Genomic DNA, 14,233 nt, shown 5'->3' with positions numbered 1-14,233 from the left:
CTCCATGATCGCCGGCTCTGGTCGGGCGGGCGCGATCAGCGGTGGGGGGCGTACGGTCGGGGGATGGGTGATGCGGAGCGACGGCGCCGCCGACTGCGGCACCACGGCGAGGTCGGGATGCCGGACGGCGAAGCTGCCGCCGGACGGACCGGCCGGCATGAGCCCGCCGACACCTTCGCCGACGGGCCGACCGCGAGCACGGCCGCGGTGCACGACGACAGCGCCAGGTCGCGGCGCGGCGTCAGACGCGCCGAGCCGGAGTTGTCGGACGACGGCTCCAGGTCGCGGCGCGGCGTCAGACGCGCCGAGCTGGAGTTGTCGGAGCCCCGGGGGCGCCGCGGCGGTCCTGCCGCGGAGGAGGGCGAGCGGGGGTTGCGCGGCCTGGTCGGCTCCGGGTCCTCGCAGGTGAGCGTGACCGCCGCGCTGCGCGCGCGGGACGCCGCCCGGCCGACCGACGCGGACCTGGCCGAGGCCGAGGCCCGCGTCGTGCTCGTCCGGCGCAACTGGGTGCCCCGCGAGGAACTCCCCCGCCCGAACCGGTAACCCGTCAGGCGGGCAGTTCGGGCAGCTCGCGGCTCTGCTCGTACGCGGCCATCTGGGCGATCCGGCGGGCGTGCCGCGGGTTGCCCGAGAACGGGGTGGTCAGGAACGCCTCCACCAGGGCGGTCGCCTCGTCCAGGGTGTGCTGGCGGGCGCCGACGGCGATGATGTTGGCGTCGTTGTGCTCCCGGGCCAGCTGGGCGGTGTCGATGTTCCAGGCGAGGGCGGCCCGGACCCCGGCGATCTTGTTGGCCGCGATCTGCTCGCCGTTGCCGGAGCCGCCGATGACCACCCCGAGGCTGCCCGGGTCGCCCGCCACCCGGTCGCCGGTGTGCAGGCAGAAGGCGGGGTAGTCGTCGTCCGGGTCGTAGCCGTGCGGGCCCACGTCGACCACCTCGTACCCCTGCTTGGCCAGGTGGTTGGCCAGGTGCCCCTTCAGCTCGAAACCGGCGTGATCGGATCCCAGGTAGACGCGCATACCGCGCAGTCTGTCAGGCCGGCCTCCGCGCCGTCGCGCGGGCGGCGGCACGGAGGCGGATTCGTCACAGGATCAGTGCGGCAGCTCGGCCAGGACCAGGCCGGCGCGCGCCTTCGGGGTGAACCAGGTGCTCTTGCGCGGCATCTTCTCCCGGGCCAGGTTCACCGCGACGAAGTCGTCCACGGTCACCGGGGCGATCAGGATGGCCAGCTCGGCCCGGCCGGCGTCCACCTCGCCGGTGAGCCAGCTCGCCGGGTAGTCGCCGCCCACGTAGGTGATCCGCTTGTCGCCCGGGTCGAGGCCGAGCGCGTCGCGCAGCAGCAGCCGCTCGACCAGCGCGTGATCCAGGTTCTCCAGCCGGTCGCCGTCGACCTGCGGCAGGGTTACCGCGTACCCCCGGCCGGCGAGGTAGAGGTGGACCTCGCCGCCGGCCGCCGGGACCTCGACCGGGCCGTCGATCGGGCTGATCTCGGCGCCGGCCGCGCGCAGCCGGTCGAGCAGCTCCTCCGGGCGGCTGGTCAGCTCGCTGACCAGCCGGTTGTAGGGCTGGATGGCGACCGAGGCGGGCGTGGTGATCACCGAGAGGAAGCGGGACAGGCCGCCGGTCTGGGCGGCCAGGCTGCGGTGGTTGCCGTCGGCGACCACCAGCTCCCCGCCGCCGGCGAGGGCGGTCAGCTCGTCCTGCTCCGGGCCGGGGCCCAGCAGCCAGATGGCGTGCGTCCGCCCGGCCTGGTCGACGTCGGTCGCGGCGGGCGCGCCGGCCGCCTCGGTCGCCGCCGCGAGCGCGGCGTGCAGCTCGTCGCCCCGCCCGGTCTGCAGCAGGAGTACGGGCGAGAGCAGGTGGCCCAGCGCCTCGGCCAGGGCGACCCGCTCCCGCACCTTGGCGATGAAGACGTCCTCGTTGCGGATCACCAGGCCGGGCTCGTCGGCCCGGGTGGAGATCTGATCGGTGTCGACCATGGCGAACAGCCCGTACGCGGGCTCCTCGCCGGGCGCGCTGATCCGGTAGAGCACCACGACCTGCTCGGCCGGGGTGTAGCTGCCGTCCGCCTTGGCCTCGGCGAGGCGGGCCACCGCGTCGGGGAGCGCGTCGAGGAAGGACTTTCCGACGCTGCCGGGCGCCCGGTGGGGCATCTCGATGCCGAGGGCACTGTGCGGATTCGCCTCGACGATGGCGGTGATCTCCGCGTCGTCGGCGAACTCGTCGTAGTTCTGCGCGCCGGTGCCGCCAGTGGTGATCCAGGCCCGGGCGATCGGATGCACGACCGTCATGCCCGCTGACGCTACCCGCGCCACCCGCCCCGCCGCGCCGGACCCTCGCCGCTTCCACCAGATGAAAGGAGTGGCCGCTGGTCAAGGCATTCGGTAGCGCAGGGCCCCCTTCCTGACCGCCGTCAGGCGGTGCGGTCGGCGCCGGCGTTGCGGTGCCGGCCGGGGGCCGGACGGCGGCCGGGAGCCGGGGTGGTCGGCCGGGACGCGGCGGGCGCGGCGAGGCGTACCGTCGTCGCTCCCGGCACCGGACGGCCGGCGGCGGCGCCGGACCGGATCCCGCCGGTGGTCCGGGGCGGGAGGTCCGCGTCGGCGGGCGGAGTCATCCGGGAGGTCGCCACCACCCGGGCGACGCCGACCACGATCGGCGGGGCCAGCAGGTCGGCCATCTCGGGTGGCAGGGTCGGCTCGACGGCCGGCCAGTCGCCCTCGGCCACGGACCAGTACGTCGCACCGGAGTCCGCGGTCGCCGTCACCGGCGCGTCGTCGGGCAGGCGGCGGTGCTTAGCCATGGGAACGCCTCCAGGAGCTGCCGGGGTGCGGCCCCACGGGCCGCCGGCTGGGACACCTGGTGAAACGAACCCCGCGCCGCCGGGGTGACGCCGGCGCCGCGGGGTCGCGAAGGTGTCAACAAGGGGCCCTGCGCTATCGAAAGCGCCAACCGCCCTGCCTTGCCGCTCAGTCGAAGATGGGGCCCAGCTCCCGGGTTCGCTTGAGCTCGTAGAAGCCGGGGGTGCCGGCGACCAGCAGCACGCCGTCCCAGAGCCGGCCGGCCGCCTCGCCCTTCGGGGCCGGGGTGATCACCGGGCCGAAGAAGGCGACCTGGCCGCCGTCCGGGCCCGGGGCGTGGATCACCGGGGTGCCGACCTCGGTGCCGACCGGCCGCATGCCCGCCTCGTGGCTGGCCCGCAGCGCCTCGTCGTACGCGCTCGTCTCGGCGGCGTCGGCGAGCGCCGGGTCCAGCCCGACGTCGGTCAGCGCGCCGACCAGCATGTCCCGGCCGAGTTCCTCCTTGCCCAGGTGGATCCGGTTGCCCATCGCGGTGTAGAGCTTCGCCAGCGTCTCCCCGCCGTGCGCCTGCTCCACCGCGATGCAGACCCGCACCGGGCCCCAGCCCTTCTCCATCAGGTCCTGGTACTGCTCGGGCAGCTCGCGCCCCTCGTTGAGCACGGAGAGGCTCATCACGTGGAAGCGGATCTCCACCTCCCGGACCTTCTCGACCTCCAGCAGCCAGCGCGAGGTGATCCACGCCCACGGGCACATCGGGTCGAACCACATGTCCACTGCGACACGTTCGGTCACGGTGATATCCCTTCACGACTCCGCGCGCCGGACCTCCGGCGCCTTCCCTCCGATCCTCACCCCGGGCGGCATCGACCGGTACCGGAATGAGAGCGTGACCTCGACCACCGAGGGTGTCATCGCATGGAAGACTCGGTGCGGACCGGCCGTCACGAGCGGGCCGGGCGGGCCGGCGCCGCGGGCGCGGCGATAAAGAGTGGGATGGAGACGAACAGTGCCGGGAGTGCGCAACCTGACCCAGGTCGAGGCCACCGAGCGGGCCCGCCTGCTCGACGTGACCGGGTACGACATCAGCCTTGACCTGTCCACCGCCGTGCAGGCCGCCACCGGCCGCACGTTCCGCTCGGTGACCGAGGTCCGGTTCCGCTGCGCCGAGCCGGGAGCGAGCAGCTTCATCGAGGTGGCCGCCGACTCGGTCCGGTCCGCCACGCTCAACGGCGAGCCCGTGGACATCTCCGGCTGGTCGGCGGAGAAGGGGCTGACCCTGCCCGGCCTGGCGGCGGAGAACGTCCTCGTGGTGGACGCGGACTTCGCGTATTCGAACAGCGGCCAGGGGCTGCACCGCACGGTCGACCCGGTCGACGGCGAGACCTACCTCTACAGCCAGTTCGAGACGGCGGACGCGCAGCGGGTGTACGCCTGCTTCGACCAGCCCGACCTGAAGAGCGTCTACACCTGGCACGCCACCGTGCCCGACCACTGGCGGGTGGTGTCCAACATGCCGGTGGCGCGGGAGGAGCCGGCCGGGGAGGCGCTCAAGACCGTCCACTTCGCCGAGTCGGCGCGGATGAGCACCTACATCACCGCGCTCTGCGCGGGGCCGTACCACGAGGTGCGGGACAGCCACGACGGCATCGACCTGGGCGTCTACTGCCGGGCCTCGATGGCGCAGTACCTGGACCCGGACGACCTGTTCCTGATCACCAAGCAGGGCTTCGACTTCTTCCACGAGAAGTTCGGGGTGCGCTACCCGCTGCCCAAGTACGACCAGCTCTGGGTGCCGGACTTCAACGCCGGCGCGATGGAGAACTTCGGCTGCGTCACGCACGCCGAGTCGCACTACATCTTCCGCTCGCAGGTCACCGACTTCGAGTACGAGCAGCGCGCCAACACGATCCTGCACGAACTGGCCCACATGTGGTTCGGCGACCTGGTCACCATGCGCTGGTGGAACGACCTGTGGCTGAACGAGTCGTTCGCCGAGTGGGCCAGCCACTGGTGCAACACCAACGCCACCCGGTTCCACGACGCGTGGACGACCTTCCTGTCGATCCGCAAGAACTGGGGCTACCGGCAGGACCAGCTCTCCTCCACCCACCCGGTCTACTGCGACATGCCGGACCTGGAGGCGGTCGAGGTCAACTTCGACGGCATCACGTACGCCAAGGGCGCCAGCGTGCTCAAGCAGCTCGTCGCGTACGTCGGCGAGGGGCCGTTCCTGGCCGGCCTGCGGGCCTACTTCGGCAAGCACGCCTGGGGCAACGCCACCTTCGACGACCTGCTCGCCGAGCTGGAGGCGGCCTCCGGCCGGGAGCTGCGCAAGTTCGCCGCCCAGTGGCTGGAGACCGCGCAGGTCAACACGCTGCGCCCGGAGGTCACGATCGGCGCCGACGGCAGCTACGAGCGGGTGCTGGTCCGCCAGGAGGCGCCGGCGGGATACCCGACGCTGCGCACCCACCGGATCGGGGTGGGCCTCTACGACCTGACCGACGGGCGACTGGTCCGCCGGGAGCGGATCGAGGCGGACGTGACCGGCGAGGCGAGGGAGCTGTTCGCGCTGCGCGGCACGCGCGCCGCCGACGTGCTGCTGCTCAACGACGACGACCTCACCTACGCCAAGCTGCGGCTGGACGAGCGGTCCATGGCGACCGTGGTGCAGCACCTCGGCGGCTTCGAGTCGTCGCTGGCCCGGGCGCTGTGCTGGACGGCCGCCTGGGACATGGTCCGGGACGCCGAGCTGGCCGCCCGGGACTACGTCGCGCTCGTGCTGGCCGGCCTGCCCGCCGAGACCGACATCAACCTGGTCACCGCCACGCTGCGCCAGGCGACCACCACGCTCACCTTCTACGCCGACCCGGCCTGGGCGCCGACCGGCTGGGCCGACCTGGCCCGCACCGCCCGGGCCGCGCTGCTCGCGGCCGAGCCGGGCAGCGGCTTCCAGCTCGCCTGGGCCCGGGCGTACACCGCCGCGGCCCGTTCCCCCGAGGACCTGGCGGCGCTGCGCGGCTGGCTGGACGGCGTCGAGGTGCCGGCCGGGCTGACGGTGGACACCGAGCTGCGCTGGGGGGTGCTGCAGTCGCTGGTGGCCAACGGCGCGGCCGGGGCCGCCGAGGTGGAGGCCGAGCTGGCCCGGGACCGCACCGCCAGCGGCGAGCGGGAGGCCGCGTACGCCCACGCCCTGGTGCCGACCGCGGAGAACAAGGCGGCGGTGTGGGCGGCGCTCACCGGCCCGGAGGCGCTGCCGAACTGGCGCAACCGGGCGCTGCTGCAGGGCTTCACGCACCCGACGCAGGTCGACCTGGTGGCGCCGTACCGGGAGAAGTACTTCGCCGAGGTGGACCAGGTCTGGGGCAGCCGGGACAGCGAGCCGGCCCAGGAGTTCGCCCAGCTGGCCTACCCGGCGTACCTGGTGGCGGACGACACGGTCGCGGCGACCGACACGTGGTTGGCGGGCGAGGGGCATCCGGCCCCGCTGCGCCGGCTGGTCGCCGAGGGCCGCGACGGCGTGCTCCGCGCGCTGAAGGCCCGCGCCCGGGACGCCCGCAGCGCCTGACCCGAGGAGTACGCGGCCGGGGCCGGCGTGGGCGACCGCTCACGCCGGCCCCGCCCGTTATGGTTACGGATGGAGGTGGACGTGATGGCACAACCGACCTATGAGTGGCGCCCACCTGAGCGTGGCTGGCGGGAACAGGACCTCTCCGACCTGCCAGAAGACGGTAACCGCTACGAGATCATCGACGGGAGCCTGCACGTGACCCCACCTCCGGGGTACGGACACCAGTTGCTGGCGGACGAGATCCGATCAGCGATTCAGGCGGCGGCACCGACCGGCTGGTGGGTCATCCGGGAGGCCGGGCTGCGAGCACCGGGGGCCAACCTGATACCGGACATCACGGTGCTGAGGCCGAGCGCCCCCCGGACGGCATGTGGACGCAGGCTGAGGACGTGGCACTCGTCGTCGAGGTCGAGTCGCCGAACAGCCGACGGCAGGACCGGTTGACCAAGCCCGCGCTCTACGCTGAGGCGGGCATCCCGGCCTACTGGCGGGTGGAGCGCGGCGACTTCGGTCCGATCGTCTACCGGTACACGCTCGTCAAGGGCGTCCACTACAACCTAGTGGGCACGGTCGGGCCGGACGACCCGGTCGAGGTGACCGAGCCGTGGCCAATGCGGCTCGACCCGTCCGCTTGGCCCCGCTGACCAACCGTACGACGAAGCCCGCCCCACGGCATTCCGCGGGGCGGGCTTCGTCGTACGAGGAAGGATCAGCCCTTGCCGGCGTGGCTGGCGAGCTGGTCGAGGCCCTGGATGATGCCGCCGGCCAGGTCACCGCCGCCGAAGGACGCCACCATGGAGAGCGCGGCGAGCTTGGCGTACGTGTCCGGGATGCGCTTGCGGGCGTACCGGCCGGTGACGATCTCCAGCTGCCGCTGGTTGGGCGACACGGCGATCAGCACGGACCGGTCCGGCTCGGCGAGCTGCCGGTGCAGCCGCTCGGCGTGCTCCCGGATCGGCTCGTCCAGGCCGCCGACGTAGACCGAGAAGACCAGCCCGGTGCCCTGGTCGGCCAGGCGGAGCGCCTCGTCGATGCGGAGCAGCTGACGGGTCGAGAAGGGCCCGTCCAGCACCTGGGGCGGGACGCCCGTTTCGGCCTCGGTCTGCATCTCACCAACGGTCACTTGCGCCTCCGGTGCCCGCGGCCGGCGCCTCCCGGCCGGCCAGTTCCTGCTTGCGGCTGGTCAGCGCCGGCGCCTGCGCCCCGGCGGCCAGCACGGTGCCGGCCGAGTCGGCCAGCTGCTCCGGACGGCCCAGGAACCAGACCGGAGTGAATTCGAAGGGCCGGCCCGGCCGGTAGCGCTTGGCGCCGCCACCGCCGCCGCGGCGGGCGCCGGCGTATGCGAGCCCGGCGATCACCAGCACCGCGACCGCCGGGATGCCAGCGAAGACCAGCAACGTGTCGGTAACAGACAATCCCAACGCCCCCAGGCGGAAAGAGAGACCAGGAATTTTCCGGGTCGGGTGACGATCATGATGACGGGTCCCCGACCCCGCTTGTGCTGTTCACGTTAGCGGAGCCGACCGCCCGCCAGATTGCGGGGTGCTGATCCCATCCGCCACAGCCGTGCTCCAGTTGCGCGGCAGTGGCGAGCAGCGTGGCGTCCTCGCCGTACCGGCCGGTGAGGAGCACCCCGACCGGCAGCCCGTCGCCGGTCCGGCCAAGCGGCAGCGAAACGGACGGGTCGCCGGTCACATTGAAGATGGCGCAGTACGGCGAAAAGCGGCGCTGCCGGTCGAAATCCTCGACGGGGTCGAGGGCGGCGAACGCGCCCACCGGCGCCTGCGGCGCGGCCAGGGTCGGGCAGAGCAGCAGGTCACAGCCGGCGGTACGGCGGACGCCGAGGCGTACCTGGGCCTGCAGTTCGCCGAGCGCGGCCAGCAGCGGGCCGGCGCCGACGGCCGCGCCCCGGGCGCGGAGGAACCGGGTCAGCGGCAGCAGGTCGCTCTCCCGCTCGGGCGGCACCGGGGAGAGCGCGAGGACGTACCAGAGGGTCTCGAAGAGCGGCCACGCCGCCGGGCCGAGCGGCGCGGGGACCTCGACCACCTCGTGGCCGGCCGCGGTGAGCAGCACGGCGGCCCGGTCGACGGCGGCCACGCAGTCGGGGTGGACGGGCTCGTCGGCGAGCATCGGGGTGGTGAAGCGGCCGATCCGCAGTCGCCCGGGCGCCGCGTCGCGGGCCACCCGCAGGTAGCCACCGGCGGGCGCGGTCGGCGGCAGGTACGGCTCGCCGGTCACCGGTTGGGCCAGGACGTCGAGCAGCGCGGCCACGTCGGGGACGGTCCGCCCGAGCGGGCCGTTCACCGGCAGCCCGAACCCGCCGAAGCCGAGCGGGCCGCCGGAGACCAGCCCCCGGCTCGGCTTGTAGCCGACCAGGCCGCAGAGCGCCGCGGGGATGCGCAGCGAGCCGCCGCCGTCGGACCCCTGCGCCACCGGCACCAGCCCGGCCGCCACCGCGGCCGCCGCACCGCCGCTGGACCCGCCCGCGGTGTACGCGAGGCGCCACGGGTTGCGCGCCGGCGGGGCCACGAGCCCTTCCGAGTAGAGCGAGCAGCCCAGCTCGGAGGTGGTGGTCTTGCCGAGGCTGACCAGCCCGGCGGCGGCCATGAACCGGACCACGTCGGCGTCGACCGGCGGCACGAAGTCGGCGAAGGCGGCCGAGCCGAAGGTGGTCCGCACCCCGGCGGTCAGCGTGAGGTCCTTGATGGCCGTCGGTACGCCGTGCAGCGGGCCGCGCCGGTCCACCGGCACCGCGTCCGCCGCCCGGGCCGCCTCCCGGGCCCGCTCGGGGGTGACGGTGACGAACGCGCCGACGGTGTCGCCGAGCGCCTCGACCCGGCGCAGGTGGTGCTCGACCAGCTCCACGCTGGACAGCTCGCCCCGGCGGGCCGCGGCGGCCTGCTCCAGCGCGGTCAGGTCGTGCGGCTCGGCCATGCCCCCATCCTGCCCGCTGCGACCGTCGGGTGCTGTTCCGACACGGGCGTCATGCCCGCTCCAGGCCGAGGAAGCGCAGGGCGTTGCGGGAGAGGAGCTTGTCGCGCTGGTCGGCGGTGAGGAAGTCCGCCTTGCGGACCACCTGCCCGACCGGCCGCTCCCCCAGCGGGTACGGGTAGTCGCTGCCCACCAGCACCCGGTCCTCTCCCATGGTGTCGACCAGCAGCCGCAGGGCCGCCGGGTCGAAGACCACCGAGTCGACGCAGAACCGATCGACGTAGGAGCTGGGCGGGGCGGTGGAGGCGCCGCGTACCAGGTCGCCACGGCGGTGCCAGGCGTTGTCGGCGCGGCCCAGCCAGAACGGGAAGCTGCCCCCGCCGTGCGCGAAGCAGATCCGCAGCGTCTCCGGCACCCGGTCGAAGACCCCGCCGAGGATGAGCGCGAGCACCGACAGGTGGGTCTCGGCGGGCATCCCGGTGAGCCAGCGGGCCATCCAGCGGTCCAGCCGCGGGCCTGCCGGCATGTCCCACGGGTGCACGAAGACCGGGGCGCCGACCTGCGCGCAGTGGGTAAGGAACTGCACGATGCCGGGGTCGTCGAGGTCGCGGTCGCCGACGTGGTTGCCGATCTCCACCCCCACGTGGCCGGCCGCCAGGCAGCGGTCCAGCTCCGCGCAGGCCAGGTCCGGATCCTGCAACGGCACCTGGCAGAACGGCACCAGCCGGTCGCCCCCGGCGGCGGTGACCGCCAGGGTGAGGTCGTTGAAGATCCGGGCCACCTTGACCGCCTGGTCCGCCGGGCGGTCGTAGCTGAAGAAGACCGGGGTGGGCGAGACCACCTGCACGTCGACGCCGTCGGCGGCCATGTCGGCCAGCCGGGTCTCCGCGTCCCAGCACTCCGCGCCGACCGGCCGGAACTCCGTCTCGCCGACCATGATCATGGCCGCGCGCTCGGAGTCCACCCGCAGCCAGGGCCAGCCGGACCCGCCGCACGCCGCGGCGAGGTCCGGCCACCCCTTGGGTACGACGTGCGTGTGCACGTCCACGACAGGTCCCGGCATCAGCCCTTGCCCGGGTGCAGCGCGCCGCAGTTGGTGCAGGTGCGGGCCTTCTCGTCGGCGTAGAACGCCTGGAAGACCGGGGGCAGGTCGGCGGCGATGTCGCGGACCTGGAGTTCCACCTCGTGCACCTGGTGACTGCACTCGGGGCAGTACCACTGGAACTTCTCCAGCGTGCCCTCCTCGCGGACCCGCTCGATCACCATGCCGATCGAGCCGGCCTCGGGCCGCTGCGGCGAGTGCGGGGTGTTGCGCGGCAGCATCCACATCTGGCCCTCGCGGATGTGCACCGTACGCGGGCCCTCCGGCAGCATCAGGTTGACGTGCATGTTGCCCTTGACCTGGTAGAAGAACTCCTCGTACGGGTCGACGTGGAAGTCGGTGCGCTGGTTGGGGCCGCCCACCACCATGACGATGAAGTCATCGCTGCCCGGCAGCATCTCCTTGTTGCCCACCGGCGGCTTGAGCAGGTGCTGGTTCTCCCCGATCCAGCCTTGGAAGCTGAACGGCTCGGCGATCTCACTCACGACTGACCTCCCGACGGAAGTAGGGCCACGGCCTGCATCTCGATCAGCAGGTGCGGATGCGGCAGTTGGTGCACCGCCACCGTGGTCCGGGTCGGCCCGGTGGCGTCGAAGAACTCCGCCCACACCTCGTTGTATCCACCGAAGTCATTCATGTTGACCAGGTAGCTGGTGACCTGGACCAGGTCGGACAGGTCGGCGCCGACCGACCGCAGCAGGTCCAGGATGTTCTCGATCACCGCCCGGGTCTGCACCCGGATGTCCAGGTTGGTCGTGCCGAACTCGTCCACCGCCACACCCGCGAAGGTGTTGTCCGGCCGCCGCGACGACGTACCGGAGACGAAGACGAACCCCCCGGCCACCTTGACGTGCGGAAACGCCCCCCGCGGCACCGCCTTGCCGGCCACCACCCGCGCCTCCCCACTCACGACAGACCACCCCCCGGCACCGACGCGCGGACAACGAGCACGACGGGGTTCCGGGCAGCCCGCCCGGCGGAGGGATCAAGCCTGACCGCCCGGAGCCGGGTGGGCTGCCCGGAACCCCCGACGCCGATCATGACGAAGCCCGCAGCGAGGCGGTGCCGAGCTTCTCCACCACGGCACGGACGTGGGCGCCCGGGCGCAGCGGCACCGCGGCCGTCGCGGCGCCGGCCAGGAAGACCCAGCCCTCACGCAGCCGGACGCCGTGCCGGCCGGCCAGCCGGACCCCCTCGTCCAAGGCCCGGCGCGGGTCGCCGAGGATCGCCGCGGTCGAGCCGACCTGCGCCACCCGGCCGTCGATCTCCAGCAGCACGCCGAGGTTGTCCAGCCCGTCCGGCACCGGCGACCACGGCCCGACCACGAACGCGGCGGCCGAGGTGTTGTCGGCGACGACGTCCGGCAGGGAGAAGGTGAAGTTGGCGTACCGGGAGTCGATCAGCTCGATCGCCGGGGCGACTGCGCGCACCGCGTCGGTGAACGCGCCGACCGGCTTGCCGGGCTTGGGCAGGCGGTCTAGCAGGAACGCCACCTCGGGCTCCACCCGGGGGTGGATGAAGGCCCCCACGTCGACCGTGCCGCCGTCGGGGACCCGCATCGCGTCGGTGAGCCGGCCCCAGATCACCTCGTCCACGCCGACCTGGGCCATCTTCGCCTTGCTGGTCAGCCCCATCTTCAGCCCGACCAGTCGCTCACCCCGGTCGAGACGGCGCTCTACCAGCGCGGCCTGCACCGCGTACGCGGCGTCGACGTCGAGGCCGGCCTCGGCCGCGAGCTGCGGGATGGCGGTGGCCGTGTCGGCGGCCGCGCCCAGCTTCTCGGCGATCCCTGCGATGTCCGGACCGATCACGCCATCTCCCCCTGCTCCGCACGCCGACCGGCGAGGTCGAGCGCCACGTCCACGATCATGTCCTCCTGGCCGCCGACCATCCGGCGCCGGCCCAGCTCGACCAGGATCGAGCGGACGTCCACCCCGTACCGGGCGGAGGCGCGCTCGGCGTGCCGGAGGAAGCTGGAGTAGACGCCCGCGTAGCCCAGGGAGAGCGTCTCCCGGTCCACCTGGACCGGCCGGTCCTGGAGTGGGCGGACCAGGTCGTCGGCCGCGTCCATCAGCGCGAACACGTCGCAGCCGTGCTTCCAGCCGTGCAGCTCGGCGACCGCCACGAAGACCTCCAGCGGGGCGTTGCCCGCCCCCGCACCCATCCCGGCCAGCGACGCGTCCACCCGGACGGTACGGCCGGACGGGGAGCCGAGCGGCCCGTCCCCGAGGATGCGGCCGTGCTCCACCGCGACCACGCTGTTCGCCACCCCGAGCGACAGGTTGTGGTGGGCGTGGATGCCGATCTGCGTCTCCGGTTCGAGCACCTGCCGGTACGCGTCGATCCGCTCGGCCACGTCCGACATCAGCAGCCGGCCGCCGGAGTCGGTCACGTAGACGCAGTGCGCCCCGTACGACTCCATCAGCTTGGCCTGGGCGGCCAGCCCGGCCGGGTCGTTCATGTGCGACATCATCAGGAACCCGGAGACGTCCATGCCGTTCTCCCGGGCCCAGGAGATGTGCTGCGCGGAGATGTCCGCCTCGGTGCAGTGGGTGGCGATCCGGACGCTGGTCACCCCGAGCGCCTTGGCCGCCTTCAGGTCGGCGATGGTGCCGATCCCGGGCAGCAGCAGGGTGGTGAGCTTCGCGCCGGTCAGCACCTCGGCGGCGGCGGAGATCCAGTCGGCGTCGCTGGCCGCGCCGTGGCCGTAGTTGACGCTGGACCCGGCCAGGCCGTCGCCGTGGGCCACCTCGATGGCGGCCACCCCGGCCGCGTCCAGCGCCGCGGCGATGGTCCGCACCTGGTCCACGGTGTACCGGTGCGCGATGGCGTGCATGCCGTCCCGCAGCGTCACGTCCTGGATGTAGAGGTCGGTCATCGCGCCGCCACCTCCGTCGTGCTCGAGCGCCGCAGGGCCACCAGCCGCTCCGCGGTACGCAGCGCCGCCGAGGTCATGATGTCCAGGTTCCCGGCGTACGCGGGCAGGTAGTGCCCGGCGCCGGAGACCTCCAGGAAGACCGAGACCTGGAGTCCGGTCAGGTGCCGCCCCAGCGACGGCACGTACGTGTCGACCCGGTCGAACTGCACGTCCTGCTTGAGCCGGTAGCCCGGGACGTACTCCTGCACGGTGGCCACCATGCCCGCCACCGAGGCGGCGATGGCGGACCGGTCGGCGTCGACATCCGGGCAGAGGCAGTAGACGGTGTCCCGCATCAGCAGCGGCGGGTCGGCCGGGTTCAGCACGATGATCGCCTTGCCGCGCTCGGCGCCGCCGACCACCTCGATGGCCCGGGCGGTGGTCTCGGTGAACTCGTCGATGTTGGCCCGGGTGCCCGGCCCGGCCGACTTCGAGGCGATCGACGCGACGATCTCCCCGTACGCGACCGGGGTGACCCGGCCGACGGCGGCGACGATCGGCACGGTCGCCTGCCCACCGCAGGTGACCATGTTGACGTTGGTTTGGTGCAGGTGCTCGTCCAGGTTGACCGGGGGCACCACGTACGGGCCGAGGGCGGCCGGGGTCAGGTCGACCACGGTGCGGCCGTGCGCCCGCAGCACCGCGTCGTTGCGCTGATGCGCGCCGGCCGAGGTGGCGTCGAAGACCAGCTCGACGTCGGCGAACTCGGGCAGCGCCACCAGGCCGTCCACGCCCTCGGCGGTGGTCGCCACGCCGAGCCGCCGGGCCCGGGCCAGGCCGTCCGAGGCCGGATCGATGCCGGCCATGGCCACCATGCGCAGGCTGTCACTCAGCCGCAGCACCTTGATCATCAGGTCGGTGCCGATGTTGCCGGAACCGATCACGGCCACGCCCACACTCATGCCGACACTCCGCTTC

Annotated in this window: 15 protein-coding genes and 1 pseudogene; 3 read left to right on the top strand and 13 right to left on the bottom strand. The window is 73.3% G+C overall.

Going from position 1 to position 14,233, the window contains the following annotated elements; all coding sequences use genetic code 11:
* The first annotated feature begins 63 nt into the window (after nt 1–63).
* A complete protein-coding gene (locus FXF52_RS44045) occupies nt 64–543 on the top strand; it encodes a hypothetical protein (RefSeq protein ID WP_148797140.1) in 480 nt (159 codons plus the stop codon).
* A gap of 4 nt (nt 544–547) precedes the next feature.
* Here FXF52_RS44045 and FXF52_RS13700 read toward each other — a convergent pair whose 3' ends face one another.
* The 4 genes from FXF52_RS13700 to FXF52_RS13685 all read right to left on the bottom strand — a co-directional run bounded on the left by FXF52_RS13700 (nt 548) and on the right by FXF52_RS13685 (nt 3,589).
* Entirely contained in the window at nt 548–1,018 is a 471-nt protein-coding gene (locus FXF52_RS13700; protein ID WP_148797137.1) for a ribose-5-phosphate isomerase, read from the bottom strand.
* A 72-nt stretch (nt 1,019–1,090) separates the two neighbouring features.
* Nucleotides 1,091–2,290 carry a DUF1015 family protein gene (locus FXF52_RS13695; RefSeq protein WP_148797133.1) on the bottom strand — a complete coding sequence of 400 codons (1,200 nt, stop codon included), beginning with the start codon at nt 2,288–2,290 and terminating at the stop codon, nt 1,091–1,093.
* A 122-nt stretch (nt 2,291–2,412) separates the two neighbouring features.
* Nucleotides 2,413–2,799, bottom strand: coding sequence for a hypothetical protein (locus tag FXF52_RS13690; protein WP_148797130.1), 387 nt, complete (start codon nt 2,797–2,799; stop codon nt 2,413–2,415).
* A 166-nt stretch (nt 2,800–2,965) separates the two neighbouring features.
* Complete coding sequence (locus tag FXF52_RS13685; protein ID WP_148797127.1) at nt 2,966–3,589, bottom strand: DsbA family protein; 624 nt, start codon at nt 3,587–3,589, stop codon at nt 2,966–2,968.
* Nucleotides 3,590–3,812: 223 nt separating this feature from the next.
* Between FXF52_RS13685 and pepN the strand changes: the two genes are divergently transcribed.
* Both pepN and FXF52_RS44040 read left to right on the top strand, forming a co-directional pair.
* Complete coding sequence (pepN, locus tag FXF52_RS13680; protein ID WP_148797124.1) at nt 3,813–6,362, top strand: aminopeptidase N; 2,550 nt, start codon at nt 3,813–3,815, stop codon at nt 6,360–6,362.
* Nucleotides 6,363–6,431: 69 nt separating this feature from the next.
* Nucleotides 6,432–7,009: pseudogene (locus FXF52_RS44040) on the top strand (Uma2 family endonuclease).
* 65 nt (nt 7,010–7,074) lie between these two features.
* Here FXF52_RS44040 and FXF52_RS13670 read toward each other — a convergent pair.
* The 9 genes from FXF52_RS13670 to FXF52_RS13630 all read right to left on the bottom strand — a co-directional run bounded on the left by FXF52_RS13670 (nt 7,075) and on the right by FXF52_RS13630 (nt 14,217).
* Complete coding sequence (locus FXF52_RS13670) at nt 7,075–7,488, bottom strand: DUF5130 family protein (protein WP_148797121.1); 414 nt, start codon at nt 7,486–7,488, stop codon at nt 7,075–7,077.
* The gene (locus FXF52_RS13665) at nt 7,475–7,762 is read right to left on the bottom strand and encodes a hypothetical protein (protein ID WP_148797234.1); all 288 of its coding nucleotides are present in this window, start codon (nt 7,760–7,762) and stop codon (nt 7,475–7,477) included. Before FXF52_RS13665 ends, FXF52_RS13670 begins: the two co-directional genes overlap by 14 nt.
* A gap of 73 nt (nt 7,763–7,835) precedes the next feature.
* The gene (locus FXF52_RS13660; protein ID WP_148797119.1) at nt 7,836–9,299 is read right to left on the bottom strand and encodes an amidase; all 1,464 of its coding nucleotides are present in this window, start codon (nt 9,297–9,299) and stop codon (nt 7,836–7,838) included.
* 49 nt (nt 9,300–9,348) lie between these two features.
* The gene (locus FXF52_RS13655; RefSeq protein WP_148797116.1) at nt 9,349–10,359 is read right to left on the bottom strand and encodes an amidohydrolase family protein; all 1,011 of its coding nucleotides are present in this window, start codon (nt 10,357–10,359) and stop codon (nt 9,349–9,351) included.
* Nucleotides 10,359–10,883 (bottom strand): 3-hydroxyanthranilate 3,4-dioxygenase, encoded by a 525-nt coding sequence (locus FXF52_RS13650; RefSeq protein ID WP_148797113.1) that lies wholly within the window; start codon nt 10,881–10,883, stop codon nt 10,359–10,361. The genes FXF52_RS13655 and FXF52_RS13650 overlap by 1 nt, the downstream gene beginning before the upstream one ends.
* Complete coding sequence (locus FXF52_RS13645; protein ID WP_148797110.1) at nt 10,880–11,308, bottom strand: RidA family protein; 429 nt, start codon at nt 11,306–11,308, stop codon at nt 10,880–10,882. The genes FXF52_RS13650 and FXF52_RS13645 overlap by 4 nt, the downstream gene beginning before the upstream one ends.
* 127 nt (nt 11,309–11,435) lie before the next feature.
* Entirely contained in the window at nt 11,436–12,209 is a 774-nt protein-coding gene (locus tag FXF52_RS13640; RefSeq protein WP_148797107.1) for a 2-keto-4-pentenoate hydratase, read from the bottom strand.
* On the bottom strand, nt 12,206–13,276 hold the full coding sequence (gene dmpG / locus FXF52_RS13635; RefSeq protein ID WP_148797105.1) for a 4-hydroxy-2-oxovalerate aldolase: 1,071 nt from the start codon (nt 13,274–13,276) through the stop codon (nt 12,206–12,208). The genes FXF52_RS13640 and dmpG overlap by 4 nt, the downstream gene beginning before the upstream one ends.
* Complete coding sequence (locus tag FXF52_RS13630; RefSeq protein ID WP_148797102.1) at nt 13,273–14,217, bottom strand: acetaldehyde dehydrogenase (acetylating); 945 nt, start codon at nt 14,215–14,217, stop codon at nt 13,273–13,275. Before FXF52_RS13630 ends, dmpG begins: the two co-directional genes overlap by 4 nt.
* Nucleotides 14,218–14,233 lie beyond the last annotated feature (16 nt).

The sequence above is a fragment of the Micromonospora sp. MP36 genome (assembly GCF_008119785.1).
Lineage (GTDB): Bacteria > Actinomycetota > Actinomycetes > Mycobacteriales > Micromonosporaceae > Micromonospora.
This window is presented reverse-complemented; position numbering and strand designations above follow the sequence as displayed.